Annotated in this window: 16 protein-coding genes; 8 read left to right on the top strand and 8 right to left on the bottom strand. The window is 72.1% G+C overall.

The window, feature by feature from the left end:
- Window positions 1-36 precede the first annotated feature (36 nt).
- The gene (locus ABIA32_RS10405; RefSeq protein WP_370093807.1) at window positions 37-1,908 is read left to right on the top strand and encodes a tetratricopeptide repeat protein; all 1,872 of its coding nucleotides are present in this window, start codon (window positions 37-39) and stop codon (window positions 1,906-1,908) included.
- A gap of 168 nt (window positions 1,909-2,076) precedes the next feature.
- Here ABIA32_RS10405 and ABIA32_RS10400 read toward each other — a convergent pair whose 3' ends face one another.
- From ABIA32_RS10400 to hisN, 4 genes are all read right to left on the bottom strand, one after another.
- Window positions 2,077-2,499, bottom strand: a complete 423-nt coding sequence (locus ABIA32_RS10400; RefSeq protein WP_370093712.1) for a Fur family transcriptional regulator — start codon at window positions 2,497-2,499, stop codon at window positions 2,077-2,079.
- Between the two features lie 275 nt (window positions 2,500-2,774).
- Window positions 2,775-3,116 carry a DoxX family protein gene (locus ABIA32_RS10395; RefSeq protein ID WP_370093711.1) on the bottom strand — a complete coding sequence of 114 codons (342 nt, stop codon included), beginning with the start codon at window positions 3,114-3,116 and terminating at the stop codon, window positions 2,775-2,777.
- Between the two features lie 88 nt (window positions 3,117-3,204).
- The gene (locus ABIA32_RS10390) at window positions 3,205-3,858 is read right to left on the bottom strand and encodes a DedA family protein (RefSeq protein ID WP_370093710.1); all 654 of its coding nucleotides are present in this window, start codon (window positions 3,856-3,858) and stop codon (window positions 3,205-3,207) included.
- An 86-nt stretch (window positions 3,859-3,944) separates the two neighbouring features.
- Window positions 3,945-4,739, bottom strand: coding sequence for a histidinol-phosphatase (gene hisN / locus ABIA32_RS10385; RefSeq protein ID WP_370093709.1), 795 nt, complete (start codon window positions 4,737-4,739; stop codon window positions 3,945-3,947).
- A 168-nt stretch (window positions 4,740-4,907) separates the two neighbouring features.
- Between hisN and ABIA32_RS10380 the strand changes: the two genes are divergently transcribed.
- Complete coding sequence (locus ABIA32_RS10380; protein ID WP_370093708.1) at window positions 4,908-6,461, top strand: hypothetical protein; 1,554 nt, start codon at window positions 4,908-4,910, stop codon at window positions 6,459-6,461.
- A gap of 48 nt (window positions 6,462-6,509) precedes the next feature.
- Here ABIA32_RS10380 and ABIA32_RS10375 read toward each other — a convergent pair whose 3' ends face one another.
- From ABIA32_RS10375 to ABIA32_RS10360, 4 genes are all read right to left on the bottom strand, one after another.
- Window positions 6,510-6,833, bottom strand: coding sequence for a multidrug efflux SMR transporter (locus ABIA32_RS10375; RefSeq protein WP_370093806.1), 324 nt, complete (start codon window positions 6,831-6,833; stop codon window positions 6,510-6,512).
- Between the two features lie 221 nt (window positions 6,834-7,054).
- Window positions 7,055-8,086, bottom strand: a complete 1,032-nt coding sequence (gene rsgA, locus ABIA32_RS10370) for a ribosome small subunit-dependent GTPase A (RefSeq protein WP_370093707.1) — start codon at window positions 8,084-8,086, stop codon at window positions 7,055-7,057.
- A gap of 10 nt (window positions 8,087-8,096) precedes the next feature.
- Window positions 8,097-9,419, bottom strand: coding sequence for a 3-phosphoshikimate 1-carboxyvinyltransferase (aroA, locus tag ABIA32_RS10365; RefSeq protein WP_370093706.1), 1,323 nt, complete (start codon window positions 9,417-9,419; stop codon window positions 8,097-8,099).
- Window positions 9,420-9,454: 35 nt separating this feature from the next.
- The gene (locus ABIA32_RS10360) at window positions 9,455-10,174 is read right to left on the bottom strand and encodes a M50 family metallopeptidase (RefSeq protein WP_370093705.1); all 720 of its coding nucleotides are present in this window, start codon (window positions 10,172-10,174) and stop codon (window positions 9,455-9,457) included.
- A gap of 129 nt (window positions 10,175-10,303) precedes the next feature.
- Between ABIA32_RS10360 and ABIA32_RS10355 the strand changes: the two genes are divergently transcribed.
- From ABIA32_RS10355 to ABIA32_RS10330, 6 genes are all read left to right on the top strand, one after another.
- Window positions 10,304-11,068, top strand: coding sequence for an SOS response-associated peptidase (locus ABIA32_RS10355; RefSeq protein ID WP_370093704.1), 765 nt, complete (start codon window positions 10,304-10,306; stop codon window positions 11,066-11,068).
- Between the two features lie 112 nt (window positions 11,069-11,180).
- On the top strand, window positions 11,181-11,954 hold the full coding sequence (locus ABIA32_RS10350; protein WP_370093703.1) for a sigma-70 family RNA polymerase sigma factor: 774 nt from the start codon (window positions 11,181-11,183) through the stop codon (window positions 11,952-11,954).
- Complete coding sequence (rsrA, locus tag ABIA32_RS10345; RefSeq protein ID WP_370093702.1) at window positions 11,951-12,256, top strand: mycothiol system anti-sigma-R factor; 306 nt, start codon at window positions 11,951-11,953, stop codon at window positions 12,254-12,256. Before ABIA32_RS10350 ends, rsrA begins: the two co-directional genes overlap by 4 nt.
- Window positions 12,257-12,699: 443 nt before the next feature.
- Window positions 12,700-14,049: an HD-GYP domain-containing protein gene (locus ABIA32_RS10340; protein ID WP_370093701.1), complete on the top strand. Its 1,350-nt coding sequence runs from the start codon at window positions 12,700-12,702 to the stop codon at window positions 14,047-14,049.
- Window positions 14,049-15,488 (top strand): HD-GYP domain-containing protein, encoded by a 1,440-nt coding sequence (locus ABIA32_RS10335; protein WP_370093700.1) that lies wholly within the window; start codon window positions 14,049-14,051, stop codon window positions 15,486-15,488. Before ABIA32_RS10340 ends, ABIA32_RS10335 begins: the two co-directional genes overlap by 1 nt.
- 182 nt (window positions 15,489-15,670) lie before the next feature.
- The gene (locus ABIA32_RS10330; RefSeq protein WP_370093699.1) at window positions 15,671-16,633 is read left to right on the top strand and encodes a tetratricopeptide repeat protein; all 963 of its coding nucleotides are present in this window, start codon (window positions 15,671-15,673) and stop codon (window positions 16,631-16,633) included.
- Window positions 16,634-16,759 lie beyond the last annotated feature (126 nt).

The following is a 16,759-nucleotide window of genomic DNA, read 5'->3' as shown; positions in this document are numbered from 1 at the left end:
GCAGCCCCGGCGGACGCGGGAGTCGACATGTCGGTAATGGCTGGAGGCCCGGCAGGGGCCGAGCAGGCGGGGCGGCTGCCGCTGCAGCGCGCCCAGGACGCCCAGCTGGACGAGGCGGCCTTCGACTCCGATCCCACCTTCGAGTACCCCGGCGTCCCCGACGGACACGCGAGCTTCGCTGAGGGCTTGGGCGACGCGGGGAGCGTCGACGCCGCCGAGAGCTTCGAAGCCGTCCTCGCCGCGCGGGAGCAAGGCGCGCTGGAGGCCCGCTACCGCGATGCCGCAGAGGCGGGGGACGCGGGTGCGGCCAGCCTGCTGGGCGCGCTGCTGCTCCGTCGTGGCGAGCTGGGGGCCGCCGAGCCCCACCTCCGCCGCGCCGCCGCAGCGGGTCTGCGGGCCGGTGCCAACAACCTGGGCGTGCTGCTGCACCAGCGCGGCTACCGTGAGGAGGCCGGCTACTGGTGGCGTGCCGCCGCAGTCGCCGGGAGCGCACCGGCCGCCCATGCCCTGGGTCTGCACCTGCGCGACCACGGCGACGAGCCCGGCGCCGAGTACTGGCTGCTCCAGGCCGCCGAGCAGGGCCACACCGGTGGTGCCTTCGCCCTCGCCGACCTGCTCGAACACCGACGTGACGCCCGCGCGGAGAAGTGGTTCCGCGCGGCGGCCGAGGTCGGTCACCGCGAGGCCGCCTACCGGCTCGGTCGGCTCAGGGAGTCGGCGAAGGACCCGGCCGGGGCAGAGCCCTGGTACCGCCAGGCGGCCGCGCGCAGCCATGCCGCCGCGGCGCTGCGCCTCGGCAGCCTGCTCGAAGCGCGCGGCGACCGCGAGGACGCGGCCCACTGGTACCGGCAGGCCGCGCAGGCGGGCGAGCCGCGTGCGGCCTGCGCCATGGGCTTTCTGCTGCGCGACCTCGGCGACGCGGTCGGCGCGGCCGACTGGTGGCGCGAGGCGGCCGAGGCCGGCGACGGCAACGCGGCGAACGCGCTCGGCGCGCTGCACGACGAGTGGGGCGAGACCGAGATGGCCCAGCAGTGGTACCGCACCGCGCTCGACGCGGGCGACCACAACGGGGCGTTCAACCTCGGGCTGATGGCAGCCGCACAGGGCCAGGACGCGATGGCCGAGCAGTGGTACCGCCGCGCCGCCTACGCCGGCCACCGCGAGGCGGGCAACGCGCTCGCCGTGATGCTGCTGCAGCGCGGCGACACGCCTGGCGCGGAGCCGTGGTTCTGCAAGGCCGCAGAGGCGGGGTCGGTGGACGCCGCCTACAACCTCGGCATTCTGCACGCCGACCGCGGCGAGCTGCACTCCTCGCAGGAGTGGTACGCCCGCGCGGCAGCGGAGGGGCACGCGGACGCGGCCCTGCAGCTGGGCGTCGCCAAGGAGCGCAGGGGCGACTTCGGCGCGGCGATCGCGCGCTACCGGCAGGCCGCGGACGGCGGCTCGGCGGAGGGCGCGTTCCGGCTGGCGGTCCTGCTGGAGCGCAGGGAGGACGAGTCCGGCCGCCGAGGCGCGGACGCGGAGCGGTGGTATCGCAAGGCCGCGGAGGCGGGACACGGCCGGGCCCAGGTCCGGGTCGGCGTGCGGGCGGCGGAGCGGGGCGAGACGGAGGAGGCCGAGCTCTGGTACCGCAGGGCGGCTGAGGGGGGCAGCCGCAGCGGGGCCTTCAACCTCGGGCTGTTGCTCGCCCGCGAGGGCGGCGAGTCGGAGGCGATCCGCTGGTACGCGACAGCGGCGGAAGCCGGCCACGGTCGCGCCGCGCTGCGCCTGGCGCTCATCGCTGCGCGCCGCGGCGAGCTGCGGGAGGCACGGGTCTGGTGCGTCCGCGCGGCGGAGCTGGGTCCCGAGGCGGTCACGGAACGGGCGGAACGCCTGCTGGAAGCGCTACGCGCGGAGCTTTCCGCCTGAGATCAGTAGGGAAGTTGCAACCTCCCAGGGGCGCGACGAACTGCGCGACAAGCCACCCAGAGTGGGGAGTCGCCGTACGAGCAGGGCCATCCGCACAGGGTGGTTGCTCGCGCATGCAGTTCATCGAGCAGAGCCCCGCGCCCCTGACAGTGCGGCTTCCCCAGTTGCCTACGGCTGGCGCGTAGCGCAGGTGGGGCAGAGGCCGCGGTAGGTGACTTCGACGCCGGAGATGGCGAAGCCGAAGCGTTCCGTCGCGGGCAGGGCCATGAGGGGGTCGCCCGAAGGGTGGACGTCGCGGATCGTGCCGCAGGCCTCGCAGATCAGGTGCTGGTGGGCGTGGTGCGCGTTCGGGTCGTAGCGCTTGGCGCGGCCGTCCGTGCTGACTTCGAGGACCTCGCCGAGCGTCACCAGCTCGCCCAGCGTGTTGTAGACCGTCGCCCTGCTGATCTCCGGCAGCAGGTCCACGGCGCGCGCGTGGATCTCGTCGGCGGTGAAATGGACGTGGTCGCCGTCCAGGACCTGTGCGACGACGCGCCGCTGCGCGGTCAGTCGCCAGCCGCGGCTTCGAAGTCGTTCCAGCAGGTCGCTCATGGGGAGAGGGTAGCAAAGGGCCGGAGCCTGTTCGAGATTAGTCAAGATATGAACTTGGACTATATCTAATAAAGGGTCGGATTCGGCACCGGATGGATGAAGGACGACCTGGAGGTACGGCTCGTGACCGCCTGGAGGAAGCGGTCGCTGCGCTGCGTTCCAGCTGACAGCTGCGCGAGAAGCCACCCTGGGCGGTGGGTCCCCGAGCGAGCAGAGCCATCCGTGCAGGGTGGTTTCTCGCGCAGTTCCCCGCGCCCCTGGAGCCGCTGCGGGGCTCAGGAGGCGAGGGCCAGCGAGGCGACGACAGGGGCCATGTAGATCAGGGGGAACGGGATGTGCGCGTACGAGTGGGCGCGGGCCACGGTGATGACCGCGCCGGTGAAGTAGAGGACCAGGCCGATCCCCGCCGCCACGCCGATGAACGGAACGGAGAGGCCGATCAGCAGCCCGACCGCCCCCGCGGCCTTGGCCCCGCCGAGCCAGGGCCACCACGAGCGCGGGACGCGGTACTGCGTCAGCGGCTCGGTGACCCACTTGGCGTTGCAGAAGATCGAGCCGGCCGAGAACGCGGCCAGCGCTGCTCCGACGACGGTGACAACGGTATAGGCAGTCGACATTTCAAGCTCCCCATCAGGCTTCGAACGAGTTCGTCACTGCCCTGACCCCGCCCTCGGCAGGAGTGTGACATGGGGAGCGAAAAAAGATTCAGACCGTCGATTCCTCGGTCTCCGGGGTGTCCAGCCAGGCTTCCGCCTTCTTCTCCGCGCGGCGCTTCAGCAGCACCAGGCCGACGATCACCAGGGCCGCCACGCCGACGGCGATCCAGCTCGCGAGGGAAGCGTAGTGCTCGACCTTGTGCCAGCCCGCGCCCGCGAAATAGCCGAGCAGCACGAAGCCCGTCGCCCAGAAGACGCCGCCGAGCACGTTCCACACCGCGAACGTGCGGTACCGCATCTCGGAGACCCCGCAGAGCCCCGGGACCAGCGCGCGCAGCGCCGCGGCGAAGCGGCCGGCGAAGACCGCCTTGCCGCCGAGCCGCTTGATCAGCTCCTTGCTCTGCCGGACGCTCGACGGCTTGATCAGCCGCGCCGGGATCCGGCCGAGCAGGGTGTCGCCCCAGCGCTTGCCCACCGCGTAGCCGATGCTGTCACCGATCACCGCGCCGAGGACCGCGACCAGCAGCACCGCCCACAGCTGCGTGTGGCCGTTGTACGCGGTCACGCCGCCGATGACGACGGCCGTCTCGCCCGGGATGAGGAATCCGAGGAAGACGCTCGACTCGAGCGCGGGCAGCAGGAAGACGGCGATCAGCACCAGCGTGCCGTTGAGTGCCAGCAGATGGTCACTGATCCAGGACACGGGCAGTCCTCAGGCAGGGGAGAGCAGGAAGAGACTCTGGTAACCGTACCCTCCGCCGCCGTAAAGGCCGGATCAACCTAGCTGGATCAGCCCAGGCGGCTCAGGGCCTCGCCGTGCAGCAGCCCGTTGCTCGCGACCGCGTTGCCGCTGCGGACACCGGGGACGCCGTCCAGGCCGGTGAAGCGCCCGCCCGCCTCCTCGACGATCACACAGTTGGCGGCCATGTCCCACAGGCTCAGCTCGGGTTCGGCGGCGAGGTCGACCGCACCCTCCGCGACCATCATGTAGGACCAGAAGTCGCCGTAGGCGCGGGTGCGCCAGCAGGCGCGGGTGAGGTCGAGGAAGGAGTCGAGCTTGCCGCGCTCCTCCCAGCCGGTCAGCGAGGAGTAGGAGAAGGACGCGTCCTCCAGCCGGGAGACGTCGGAGACGTGGATCCGGGACGCCCGGGTCAGGCTGCGGCCGGTGAACGCGCCGGTTCCGCGCGCCGCCCACCAGCGGCGGCCGAGCGCGGGCGCGGACACCAGGCCGACGACGGGCTGGTCGCCGCCGGGGCCGAGTTCCATCAGCGAGATCAGCGTCGCCCAGACCGGGACGCCGCGGATGAAGTTCTTGGTGCCGTCGATCGGGTCGATCACCCAGCGGCGCGGGCTCTGCCCGGTCGAGGTGCCGTACTCCTCGCCGAGGACGGAGTCGCGTGGCCGGGCGCGCTGGAGGTCGCCGCGGAGGAGGTCCTCGACGGCCTTGTCCGCGTCGCTGACCGGGGTCAGATCCGGCTTGGTCTCGACCGCGAGGTCGAGCGCGCGGAAGCGGTCCAGCGTCACGGAGTCCGCGTGGTCCGCCAGCACGTGGGCGAGGCGCAGATCGTCGGAGTAGTCGGCCATGCCCCGAACAGTAACGATCGCCGGGGGTGCGGGGCCAGCGCCGCCCCGTGCCGCGGCGCACCTGATCGATGGGCGAGCTGCGCGGGGGATTGACTTCGCCGGGGAGCACGCCGACTCTGGGCCGAGCTGACATGACGTCAGCTCATGTTTGCTGGGAGGGGATTGCCTGTGAGATCGGCACCGAGACGCAAGAGGCTCCTGCTGGCCCTGCTCGGGACGGTGACCCTGGCGCTGGGCGGGATCGCGCCCGCGTCGGCGTCAGCGTCGGCGCACGACCGGGACGACGCGCGGGTGCTGCTGGTCTGCAACGACAGCACCTCGCCCTGTCCGAAGGCGGAGCACCAGCACCAGTACCGGACGGTCCAGGCCGCCGTCGACGCCGCGCGCCGGGGCGACTGGGTGCTGATCTGGCCCGGCGTCTACCACGAGAAGGCCACGGACCACGCCGGCGTGCTGATCACCACGCCCGGAATCCACGTACGCGGGCTCGACCGCAACCGGGTCGTCATCGACGGCAGCAACGGCACGGCGGCTCGACCCTGCCCTGCCAACCCGGCGTCGCAGGACACGACCGGGCGCAGCGGGATCGTCGTGGCCAAGGCCGACAACGTGTCGATCGAGAACCTCACCGTCTGCAACTACCTCTCCGGCGGCTACGGCGGCGGCAACCAGATCTGGTGGAACGGCGGCGACGGCAGCGGGCAGATCGGGCTGCACGGCTACCACGGCGCGTACCTGACCGCGACCTCCGGCTACGGCTCGGCAGTCGCGAGCGCGCCGATGGCCCAGTACGGGATCTTCGCGTCGAACGCGACCGGACCGGCGGTCCTCGCGCACACCTACGCGTCGAACATGGGCGACTCCGACTACTACGTCGGCGCCTGCCGCAACATCTGCGGGGTGACCCTGACGGACGCCCACGGCCAGAACTCTGCGCTGGGCTTCTCCGGGACCAACTCGGGCGGCTACACCATCCGCAACTCCGAGTTCGACCACAACCGCACCGGCATCGCGCCGAACTCGCTGAACAACGACGACGCCCCACCGCCGCAGGACGGCAGCTGCGTGGGCGCACCGCAGACCTCGTGCACCTTCATCGAGCACAACTTCATCCATGACAACAACAACCCGAACGCCCCGGTCTCCGGGCTGGCCCCGGTGATCGGCGTCGGCATCGAGATCTCCGGCGGGCACAACAACACGATGCGGGACAACAGGATCGTGCGGCAGGGCAGCTGGGGCATCGTGCTGCACGACTTCCCCGACACCGAGACCCCGCCGCCGACCAGCCACTGCGAGGGCGGCGTGCAGCTGACGGGCGTCTGCCTCTTCCTCTCCTACGGGAACGTGGTCGAGGGCAACACCTTCAGCCACGTCGGCTTCTTCGGGAACCCGACCAACGCGGACCTCGCCAACGAGTCGACGACCTCGCCGCGGAACTGCTTCGCCGGAAACCGGGTGATCGGCGGCAGCGCGCTGACGAGCGACCCGGCGTCCATCCAGAGCGGCGCGGTCGACGGCACGCCGTGCGGGGCGGGCGCGGGCGTCGGCGACGACCAGTTGCTCTTCGGCGAGCTGGTCTGCGCGGCGGGCTTCGGGCAGTGCCCGGTGCCGGGTGCGACGTACCCGCAGCGGACCGGCCTCGACCTGGCGCCGATCGTCGCGCAGGCGACGATGAACCGGCCGTGTGCGGGGTTGCCGGAGAACGCGTTCTGCGGGTGACGCGGTGATCGCTCCCCTTCCGGCGGGCGCCGGGAGGGGGGCGTCGTGTCAGTGACCTGAACCGCTGAGCTGGAGTCCGACGACGCCGATCAGGACGAAAGCGATCGACACCAGCTTGAGCGCGGAGACGATGTCACCCAGCCAGATCATGCCGACGATCGCGGTTCCCGCAGCGCCGATGCCGGTCCAGACGGCGTAGGCGGGGCCGACGTCGAGGGTCTTGAGCGAGGTGGTCAGCAGGCCGAAGCTGCCGAGGGCGAAACAGGCGAAGCCGACGGTGGGCCAGATCTTGGTGAAGCCGTGACTGAGCTTGAGGCAGACAGCGAAGCCGGTCTCCAGAATCCCGGCGATGATCACCAGCAACCAGGCCAAGGAACCCTCCGGGGCGAGCGGATACGTCCTGACCATGATCGGATACGCGGGGACTTTCGGCACGTCGGGAACCCTTTAGGGGCGCGAGGAACTGCGCGAGAAACCACCGGCGTGCGGATGGCCCTGCGCGTTCGGGGCTCTACCTCGCAGGGTGGCTTGTCGCGCACGTAGTGAATCAAGCAGAGCCTCGCGCCCCTGGCGGTGCCCTCGCCCTCCGGGCCTCAGTCGCCTTCGCGGGCCTCGCGGGTGGAGAGAAGCCGCCGCAGGGAGTAGAGGCGGGCCTGGTCCGCGTGGCCGTCGGCGACCCACGCGTCGAGCGCGCAGTCCTGCTCGTCGTGCGAGCACGCACGCGGGCAGCCCTCGGTGCCAGGGACCAGGTCAGGGAAGGCGAGGATCACCCGGGAAGGGTCGATGTGAGAGAGCCCGAACGAGCGGAAGCCCGGGGTGTCGATGACCCAGCCGGTCTCCTGGCCCTTCTTCGCCGGCAGGCGCAGGGCCAGCGCCGAGGTCGTGGTGTGGCGGCCGCGGCCGGTCACCGCGTTGACGACGCCCGTCGACCGCTGGTGCTCCGGGACCAGCGCGTTGACCAGTGTCGTCTTTCCCACGCCGCTGTGGCCGATGAAGACCGTCGAGAGCCCGCGCAGCACCTCCCGCACGGCCTCCGCGCCCTCCGTCGCCAGCGACTCCCTGCTGGTCACGACATGCCGCACACCGAGTGGCGCGTAGGTCTCCAGCAGCGTCTCCGCCGAGGCGAGGTCCGACTTCGTCAGGACCAGCAGCGGCTCCATGCCTGCGTCGTACGCCGCGACCAGGCACCGGTCGATGAGCCGCGGCCGCGGCTCGGGATCGGCCAGCGCGGTGACGATGGCGAGCTGGTCCGCGTTCGCCACCACGATCCGCTCGTACGGGTCGTCGTCGTCCGCCGTGCGGCGCAGCACCGAGTCCCGCTCCTCCACCCGGACGATGCGGGCCAGTGAGCCGGCCTCGCCGGAGAGGTCGCCGACGATGGCGACCCGGTCGCCGACTACCACGCCCTTGCGGCCCAGCTCGCGCGACTTCATCGCGGTGATCTCACGCTCGCTCTTGCCGCCCTCGTCGATCAGGCAGGTGAAGCGGCCCCGGTCGACGGTGAGGATCATGCCCTCGGCCGCGTCCTCGTGGGTCGGCCGGATCCGGGTGCGCGGGCGGGAGCCCTTGCGGGAGGGACGGTTGCGGATGTCGTCCTCGTCCGCGTCCTTGCCGTAACGGCGCATGGCGGTGCCCCTAGCCCTTCGCCCCGAGCAGGCCCGACCAGAGATCGGGGAAGTCGGGCAGGGTCTTCGCGGTCGTGGCCACGTTCTCGACCTCCACGCCCGGCACGACCAGGCCGATCACGGCGGCGGCCGTGGCCAGACGGTGGTCCTCGTAGGTGTGGAAGACACCGCCGTGCAGCGGGCGCGGGACGATCCGCAGGCCGTCCTCGGTCTCGGTGACGTCGCCGCCGAGCGCGTTCAGCTCGCGGGCGAGCGCGGCCAGCCGGTCCGTCTCGTGCAGGCGCAGGTGCGCGATGCCGCTCAGCGTCGACGGCGAGTCCGCGAGCGCGGCGACGGCCGCGACGACCGGAGTCAGCTCGCCGACGGCGTGCAGGTCGGCGTCGATGCCGTGGACGCGGCCGGTGCCGGTGAAGCGCAGGCCCTCCTCGGTCAGCTCGCAGGAGCCGCCCATGCGGGTGAAGAGGTCACGCAGCTGGTCGCCCGGCTGGCTGGTGCGTTCCGGCCAGTCGGGGACGAGGACGGTGCCGGCGGTGACGAGGGCCGCCGCGAGGAAGGGCGCCGCGTTGGACAGGTCCGGTTCGACGACCACGTCACGGCCGAGCAGCGCGCCGGGGGTGACCCGCCACACGTCGGGGGCGCCGCCGTCCTCGGGGGCGTCGACCTGGGCGCCGGCGGCGCGCAGCATCTCGACCGTCATCCGGATGTGCGGCAGCGAGGGGACCGGGTCCCCGACGTGCCGGACCTCGACGCCGTGCTGGAACCGGGGGCCGGAGAGCAGCAGCGCGCTGACGAACTGGGAGGAGCTCGAAGCGTCCACGGTGACGGTGCCGCCGACCAGGCCGCCGGTGCCGTGCACGGTCATCGGCAGCGCGCCGCGTCCGCCGTCCTCGATGCGGGCGCCGAGGGCGCGCAGTGCGTCGATCACGCCGCCGAGTGGACGCTCGTGGGAGCGCGGGTCGCCGTCGAAGTGGACCTCGCCGTCGGCGAGGGCCGCGACGGGCGGGAGGAAGCGCATCACCGTGCCGGCGTTGCCGACGTCGATGGCGGCCGGTCCGGCCAGCGGTGCGGGCAGCACCCGCCAGGCGTCGCCGCCGCCGCTGACGCCGGTGCTGGAGTTGAGCTCGTCCTCGACGCCGACCCCGAGCGCGCGCAGGCCCTCTGCCATCAGCAGGCTGTCCCGGCTGCGCAGCGGCCGACGCACGTAGCCGGGCTGGGACGCGAGCGCGGCGAGCACGAGCGCGCGGTTGGTCGCGGACTTGGACCCGGGCACGGTGACCACCGCGTCCACGGGATCGGTCGCGGTCGGGGCGGGCCAGTGCTGCTCGGCGGTCATGACCCCTGAGCTTACGGCCTGCAAATGGTTCGAGGTCAGAAAGGTGCGGGCAGCAGCCAGTGCGCGCCGAGGAGCAGGGAGCCGAGGGAGACGACGAGGAAGACGGTGACCCAGAGCAGTCCGGGCAGGTGGGTGAGACGGGCGAGCTGGTCGGCGTCGGAGTCGCGGGCCTGGCCGCGGGCGCGCTTGGTCTGCAGTTCGACGACCGGGCGGACGCCCGCGAGCAGCAGGAACCAGACACAGAGATAGGAGAAGGCGCCCTGCAGCTGCGCCCCGCCGAACCAGGAGACCGCGAAGCAGAGCCCGCCGGTGACCAGCACGGTCAGCACGCCGTAGGCGTTCCGCACCTCGATCAGCACGCAGAGCAGCAGCACCACCACGGCCCAGAGCAGCGCGGTCGTGTGCCGGCCGGAGATCAGCCAGGCGCCGCCGAGCCCGAGCAGCGAGGGCGCGACGTAGCCGGCGGCGGCCGTCAGCACCATGCCGGGCCCGTGCGGCTTGCCGGAGGAGACGGTCAGCCCGCTCGTGTCCGAGTGCAGCCGGATGCCGTGCAGGCGGCGTCGCATCAGCAGGGCGACCAGCGCGTGGCCGCCCTCGTGGGCGATGGTGACCACGTTCCTGGTCAGCTGCCAGAGCCCCCGCCAGCCCACCGCGAGCAGCGCGACCGCGGCCGTCGCCCAGACCACGGCGGTGGTGGGCGCGGCCTGGGTGCCGGTCACCTGTTCCCAGACCTGGCTGATGCTGTGCGGCTGCATGCTCCTGCTCTCCACGGGGCTCTCGAACGGGCGGCGTGACAAGGCGTGCAGCCTCGCACACGGGGACGCCGCCCGGCCAGCCTCCGGTTCGCTCCCCATCGCCGCCGGTGACCTGGCAAGGTGGGAACCATGTGCGGAAGGTACGCGTCAAGCCGTAAACCCGAGGACCTGGTCGAGCTGTTCGAGGTCGCCACGTGGGACCCGAAGGAGGCCCTGGCGGCGGACTGGAACGTCGCGCCGACCAAGGACGTCTTCGCGGTGCTGGAGCGTCCGGTCCGGGAGGCGGGGCCGGAGCCCGTGCGGCAGCTGCGCGTGCTGCGCTGGGGCCTGGTGCCGTCCTGGGCGAAGGACCCGGCCGTGGGCGTGAAGATGTTCAACGCGCGCGCCGAGACCGTGCACGAGAAGCCCGCGTACCGGCGTGCCTTCTCGACCCGACGCTGCCTGCTGCCGGCGGACGGCTACTTCGAGTGGCACACGCCCGAGAAGCTGCCGGGACAGAAGGCCCCGAAGAAGCAGCCGTACTTCGTGACCCCGAAGGACGGCGCGGAGCTCGCCTTCGCCGGGCTCTACGAGTTCTGGCGCGATCGCAACATCCCCGAGGACGACCCGGCGGCCTGGCTGGCCACCTGCACGATCATCACCGTCGCGGCCGAGCCCGAGCTGGCGCACGTGCACCCGCGGATGCCGCTGATACTCCCGCGCGACCGCTGGGACGACTGGCTGGACCGCTCGCTCACCGACGCGGACGAGGCCGCAGCGCTGCTGGCCCCGCCCACCCCCGGCCTGATGGAACTGCGACCGGTCGGTCCCGCGGTCGGCAACTTCCGCAACAACGGTCCTGAACTGCTGGAGCGGGTCGAGCCGGAGAAGGAGGATGCGGGGACGCTCTTCTGAGCCGGAGCGGGCCGCGGGCGCGCTGGCGCGCGCGGGTCGGGAATGAACGCCTGGGCTGGTTGGTTGTGGCGACTGTCAGGATCGAACACGACACGTCAGTGGAAGGCAGCTCATGGTCGCACTCGCATGCCCGGCCCGCCAGGAGGACACGGCGGCGTCGTTCCTCGCCTGGGCCGAGTGGCCCGCCGCGGGCGATTCCTCTGCGAGCCCGATAGGCTCCTTGGCGAGTAAGCATGTCATCGCTGAGGAGGTGGGTACGGTCGCCGCGAAGGAAACCGAGGAGACCGAGGCGGAGCGCTCGCTGCGCTTCGAACGGGACGCCCTGGGCTACCTGGACCAGCTCTACTCCGCTGCGTTGCGCATGACGCGCAACCCCGCGGACGCGGAGGACCTGCTGCAGGAGACGTTCGCCAAGGCGTTCGCCTCGTTCCACCAGTTCCGCGAGGGCACGAACCTCAAGGCCTGGCTCTATCGCATTCTGACGAACACGTTCATCAACTCCTACCGGAAGAAGCAGCGCGAGCCGCAGCGCACCGGTGCGGAGGAGATCGAGGACTGGCAGCTGGCTCGGGCCGAGTCGCACATGTCGACGGGCTTGCGGTCGGCGGAGGCGCAGGCGCTGGACCACCTCCCGGACAGCGACGTGAAGGAAGCCCTGCAGTCGATCCCGGAGGAGTTCCGGATCGCGGTGTATCTCGCGGATGTCGAGGGCTTCGCGTACAAGGAGATTGCCGACATCATGGGGACACCCATCGGTACGGTGATGTCCCGCCTCCACCGCGGACGCCGCCAGCTGCGGTCCCTGCTGGAGGACTACGCCCGTGACCGCGGGCTGGTCCCGGCCGGAAGTGGCACGGGGGATGACCGGAAAGGCGCGGAGTCATGAGCTGCGGCAACCACCACGAGACACCGTGCGATGACGTGCTCGACCACTTGTACGAGTACCTCGACAACGAGATGGGCGAAGGGGACTGCGCGAAGCTGCGCCAGCATCTTGACGAGTGCTCGCCCTGCCTGGACATGTACGGGCTCGAGGCGGCGATCAAGGCGCTGGTGAAGCGGTCCTGCTGCGACACGGCGCCGGCGGATCTCCGGGGCAAGGTGCTGGCGCGGATCGACCGCATCCGGGCAGGCCTGCCCGTCGAAGGCGACGTCCTCGCCGAACCGGCACCTGCCGCGACGGAGTAGCGAGGCAGCGACCCGAGGTTGCACGTTCCTGAGGGGCGCGGGGAACTGCGCGAACAACCACTGATGAGCGGATGGCCCTGCGCGTTCGGGGCTCTACGTCACAAGGTGGCTTGTCGCGCAGTTCCTCGCGCCCCTTCGGCATTGCAAGTGCGGGCGGTAGCGCGAGCCGCAGCTTGTCGCGCTCAGGCGGCGGAGCCGCATAGCGGCAGAGCCCCGCGCCCCTTTCGGCGTTGCAGCTGGCCGGTGTGAAGAAAACGTGCTGCTCTCTGCATCAAGCCTTCGGGGCGGGGTATCCAGTCACCCGATCGTGGAGTTTTTCGTGGAACGTCCGCTCTGTGCGGTCGCTCTGCGATGAACTGGCGGGCGGGCCGATGGGCCTTGGACCTGGCGAAGGCGGAGCGGAGTCGGTGGCGAAGGCGGAGATCGCGAACTCGACTGCGGGCGTGGGCGGACAGCCCCTGGGGGTCGGGGGGCAGGTGTATGCCGTCGCGGTGATCGTCGGCGCGTTGGTCTGCACAGCGCTCTGCGGGGTGGGCGGTGGGCCGTGGAGCCGGGTTGTCGTGTTGGCGGGGCTGTACGTCGCCTGTGAATGGCTGATGCGGCGTCAGGCGTCGAGTACGGCGGGAACCGCCGCCGCGCCCGGTCCGTGGGCGGCCTTCTTTCCGGTGCTGCTCGCGGCAGCGGTTCTGCTGCGGCCCGGCGAGGCGGCGCTGGTGCCGGTGATGGGCGCGGTGTTCACCCCCGCCGCGCCGCCGCGCGCCCTGCGGCGGGCGTGGAACGCCGCGCAGCTCGCGCTCGCCGCCTGCGCGGCCGCCGTGGTGTTCGACGCGCTGGGTGGCACAGGAGAGCTGGCGCGGCATCAGTTCCCCGAGGTGCTTGGGCCGACGCTGCTGGCCGCGCTCAGCTTCTGCGTGGTGACGGGTGTGCTCGCCGGCGGGATCAGGGTCGCGGCCGAGCGCGCCGATCCGCGTACGGTCTGGCGCGGGGCGCTGCTGCGCTCGCTTGTGCCGTGCCTGGGGTACGGCCTGATCGGGCTGACGATGGCGGTGCTGTGGCAGGGGCCCTACGGCGCCTTCGCCGCAGTGTTGGTGCTGCTGCCGCTGACCGTGTCCTCCTGGGTCTTCGCGCAGTTCCAGCGGGAGGAGGCCGCGCACCAGGCGACGGTCAGCGCCCTGGTGCAGGCGGTGGAGATCAAGGACGAGTACACGCGTGGCCACAGCGAGCGGGTCAGCCGCGCGTCTGTGCTGATGGCCCGCGAGCTGCGGATGGCCGAGGAACGGGTCGCCTCGCTGCGGATCGCGGGCGTGCTGCACGACATCGGCAAGCTCGGCGTGCCGACGCGGGTGCTGCGCAAGAACGGACCGCTGACGGACGATGAGCACGAGGCGGTGCAACTGCACCCGACCTTCGGGCACGAGATGGTGCGCGGGATCGGGTTCCTGGGCGAGGCGCGTGAGGGCATCCTGCACCACCACGAGCGGATCGACGGGCGCGGCTACCCCGCCGGGCTGGCGGGTGAGCAGATCCCGGAGTTCGCGCGGGTGATCGCCGTCGCGGACGCGTTCGACTCGATGACCTCGACCCGCTCGTACCGGCGGGGCCGCCCGGTCGACGAGGCGGTCGTGGAGCTGGAGCGCTGCGCGGGCAGCCAGTTCGACCCCGTGATGGTCGCCGCCCTGATCCGCGCCGTCCGCCGGCACGGCTGGGAGCCAGTGGGGCCTGCGCCGGGTGACGAGGACGCCCCCGACCTGCCGCTCGGCATTCGCGAGCCGACCCGTGCGGGCGCGGCCTGATGACGCAGCCCGAGCGCGTCCCGGGAGTCCCGCGCCCCGACGGGGCCCCGGCACTCCCCTCGCACCTGCCGGCCATACCGTCCCAGCAGACCGGATCCGCGCGGGGAGTGGGGGAGGAACGCACCCGATCTACGGAGCCTGCCGGCAGGGGGCGGCCGCTCAGCACCCTGTGGCGCTCGGTCGGCCTCGGCGGGTGCGCGGCGACCTGGCGGGCCGGGGTCGTCTACGCGGCGGCCGCCCTGCTGCTCGTCAGTTCCGTTGTCTGGATCGCCCGCTACGGATTCGTCGAGCCGTGGATCGCCCTCGCCTTCGGCGGGCTGGTCGCCGTCGGGGAGTTGGTCAGGACGCCCCTGCCGGGGGAGCGGGAGCAGGCACCGCTGGGTGCGGCCGGGGCGCTGGCGTACGCGCTGCTCGGCAGCCTCGCGGGGACAGAGACGCATCACGGGGTCGCCCAGGTGGTGATCGTCTGCAGCGGCGCGGCGCTGGTCGGCATGATCCCCAGGTTGATGCAGGGCAGGCGGCCGGGCTGGGACTCCGGCGTGCGGCGGGTCCTCTCCGTCGGCTTCGCGGCGCTGCTCTTCCAGCCCTTCTACAACCACGGCGTGCTGCTGCGCCACGGCCTCCAGGAGGGCCCCGGCTATGGGGCCTACATCGCCGCCTGCGCGGCGCTCGCCGCCCTCGCGGACGTCGGTCTCGGCGCGCTGCTCTCCGGCGCGCGCTTCGGACGCGCGCTGCGGGACGAGTTCGGAGCGCTGCTGCGGATCGGCTCGGCGATCGTCGCCACCGGCGTGGTGATCTCGGTCGCGGCCGGGGAGATCGGGCTCTGGGCGCTGCCGCTCTTCTCCGTGCCCTTGTTGCTGACCCAGGCCGGCTTCCGCCGCTACGCGGCGATCCGGGCCACCCAGCGGCAGACCATCGCCAGCCTCGCCCGCGCGACCGAGGTCGCGGGCTACACCCTGCCCGGTCATGCTCTGCGCGTCTCCGCGCTCGCGCGCGGCGTGGGCCGTGAACTCGCGCTGCCGGAAAGCGATCTGCTGCTGCTGGAGTACGCCGCACTGATGCACGACATCGGCCAGCTCTCCCTCGTCGACCCGATTCCCGGCGGCGCCACCGCGCTGCTGCCGCAGGAGGAGCAGCGCCGGATCGGCCGTCTCGGCAGTGAGGTGATCCGTCGGACCGGAGTCCCGGCGCAGGTCGCCGAGATCGTGGCCCGGCTGGCCGAGCCGTACCGGCGCGCGGACGGCACCCGCGACCCCGGGCTGCCGATGGCCGCCAGCATCATCCGGGCCGCCAACGCGTACGACGATCTCGCCTGCGACGACCCCGGTCCGGCCCGCCGCGCGGAGGTGCTGGCCCAGTTACGCGCGGACACCGCGAGGGAGTACGAACCTCGGGTTGTCGAGGCATTGGCCCGTGTTTGCCAGCGGATGCCTGGGTAGGCAGCGGGCAGGGGGGTGCTCGTGGTTGGATGCTGATGCAGGGCCTTGCGGGTCCATGTGTCGACCTATGGATGTAGCAACGCAACGCATGCACGCCCTGACGTACGCGGCTGAGCAGGTAAGCACGTACGCAGGTATCGCAAGTACGCAGAGTGCTGGGGACCGACAAGCGGCAGGCTGAGGTGAAGATCTTCAATCGTGCACGGCAGAGGCCGTCCGCCAGCTGGCGGCAGACCACCGACCGCGCCTTCACGCTCATCGGTGACGGTCGGCTCGACGACGCGGGCGCGCTGCTGGTCCGTGCCACGGATCTGGAACCGTGGCTCTCGGACTCCTGGTTCAATCTGGCGCTCCTGCACAAGTTCCGCCGCGACTGGGACCAGGCGCGGGCGGCGGGGTTGCGCGCGGTCGCGCTGCTCGACCGTGGCACGTACACGGGCGCGCCCGACTGGTGGAACCTCGGCATCGCGGCGACCGCCCTCCAGGACTGGGCGCTGGCCCGCCGCGCGTGGCAGGCCTACGGCCTGCGGGTGCCGGCCGGGGACGGCGTGGTCAGCCTGGACCTGGGCACGACGCCGGTCCGGCTGTCGCCGGACGGCGAGTCCGAGGTGGTCTGGGGCAGACGCCTGGACCCGGCGCGGGTGGAGGTCCTCAGCATCCCGCTGCCGTCCTCCGGACGCCGCTGGGGCGAGGTCGTGCTGCACGACGGCTCCCCGCACGGGGAGCGCGTGGCGGACGGGGTCCCGTACCCGGTGTTCGACGAGATCGAGCTGTGGGCGCCGTCACCGATTCCGACGCATGTGGTGCTGTTGCAGGCGGCGACGGAGAGCGACCGTGACGCGCTGGAACGGCTGGTCTCGGAGGCCGGCTACGCGGCGGAGGACTGGACGTCCTCGGTCCGGCTGCTGTGCCGAGCGTGCTCGGAGAGCCGGATGGCCTCGGACGACGGCCACAGCGGCGCGCACGACCCCCACGACGACGGCCCTCTGGGCCGCCTGAGCCACCACGCACAGGGGGAACTGTGGGTACCCGAGCGCGAGTGCGGTCTGGCGGCGCCGGAGGGGCTGGTCCAGGAGCTCCTTGACCGCTGGGCGGCGAGTGCGCCGGGGCGCAGGGCGTACCGGGACTTGGAAGAGGTCTGCTGAGAGGGTTCGTTGCAATCACCTCCAGGGGCGCGGGGAACTGCGCGAGCAACCACTCTGCGCGGATGGCCCTGCGCGTTCGGTGAATCACGTCCACGGGTGGCTTGTCGCGCCCACGCCGCGGAGCGG

Source organism: Streptacidiphilus sp. MAP12-20 (genome assembly GCF_041262525.1).
Classification (GTDB): Bacteria; Actinomycetota; Actinomycetes; order Streptomycetales; family Streptomycetaceae; genus Streptacidiphilus.
Note: the sequence above shows the minus strand (reverse complement) of the source record. Positions and strands in the feature narration are given on the sequence as shown.

Excerpts from the sequence above, each read along its gene's own strand:
- ABIA32_RS10405 (WP_370093807.1), top strand. The coding sequence starts at position 37 with ATGGCTGGAGGCCCGGCAGGGGCCGAGCAGGCGGGGCGGCTGCCGCTG.
- ABIA32_RS10400 (WP_370093712.1), bottom strand. The coding sequence starts at position 2,499 with ATGAGCGACCTGCTGGAACGACTTCGAAGCCGCGGCTGGCGACTGACC.
- ABIA32_RS10395 (WP_370093711.1), bottom strand. The coding sequence starts at position 3,116 with ATGTCGACTGCCTATACCGTTGTCACCGTCGTCGGAGCAGCGCTGGCC.
- hisN (WP_370093709.1), bottom strand. The coding sequence starts at position 4,739 with ATGGCCGACTACTCCGACGATCTGCGCCTCGCCCACGTGCTGGCGGAC.
- rsgA (WP_370093707.1), bottom strand. The coding sequence starts at position 8,086 with ATGCGCCGTTACGGCAAGGACGCGGACGAGGACGACATCCGCAACCGT.
- aroA (WP_370093706.1), bottom strand. The coding sequence starts at position 9,419 with ATGACCGCCGAGCAGCACTGGCCCGCCCCGACCGCGACCGATCCCGTG.
- ABIA32_RS10360 (WP_370093705.1), bottom strand. The coding sequence starts at position 10,174 with ATGCAGCCGCACAGCATCAGCCAGGTCTGGGAACAGGTGACCGGCACC.
- ABIA32_RS10355 (WP_370093704.1), top strand. The coding sequence starts at position 10,304 with ATGTGCGGAAGGTACGCGTCAAGCCGTAAACCCGAGGACCTGGTCGAG.
- ABIA32_RS10350 (WP_370093703.1), top strand. The coding sequence starts at position 11,181 with ATGGTCGCACTCGCATGCCCGGCCCGCCAGGAGGACACGGCGGCGTCG.
- rsrA (WP_370093702.1), top strand. The coding sequence starts at position 11,951 with ATGAGCTGCGGCAACCACCACGAGACACCGTGCGATGACGTGCTCGAC.
- ABIA32_RS10335 (WP_370093700.1), top strand. The coding sequence starts at position 14,049 with ATGACGCAGCCCGAGCGCGTCCCGGGAGTCCCGCGCCCCGACGGGGCC.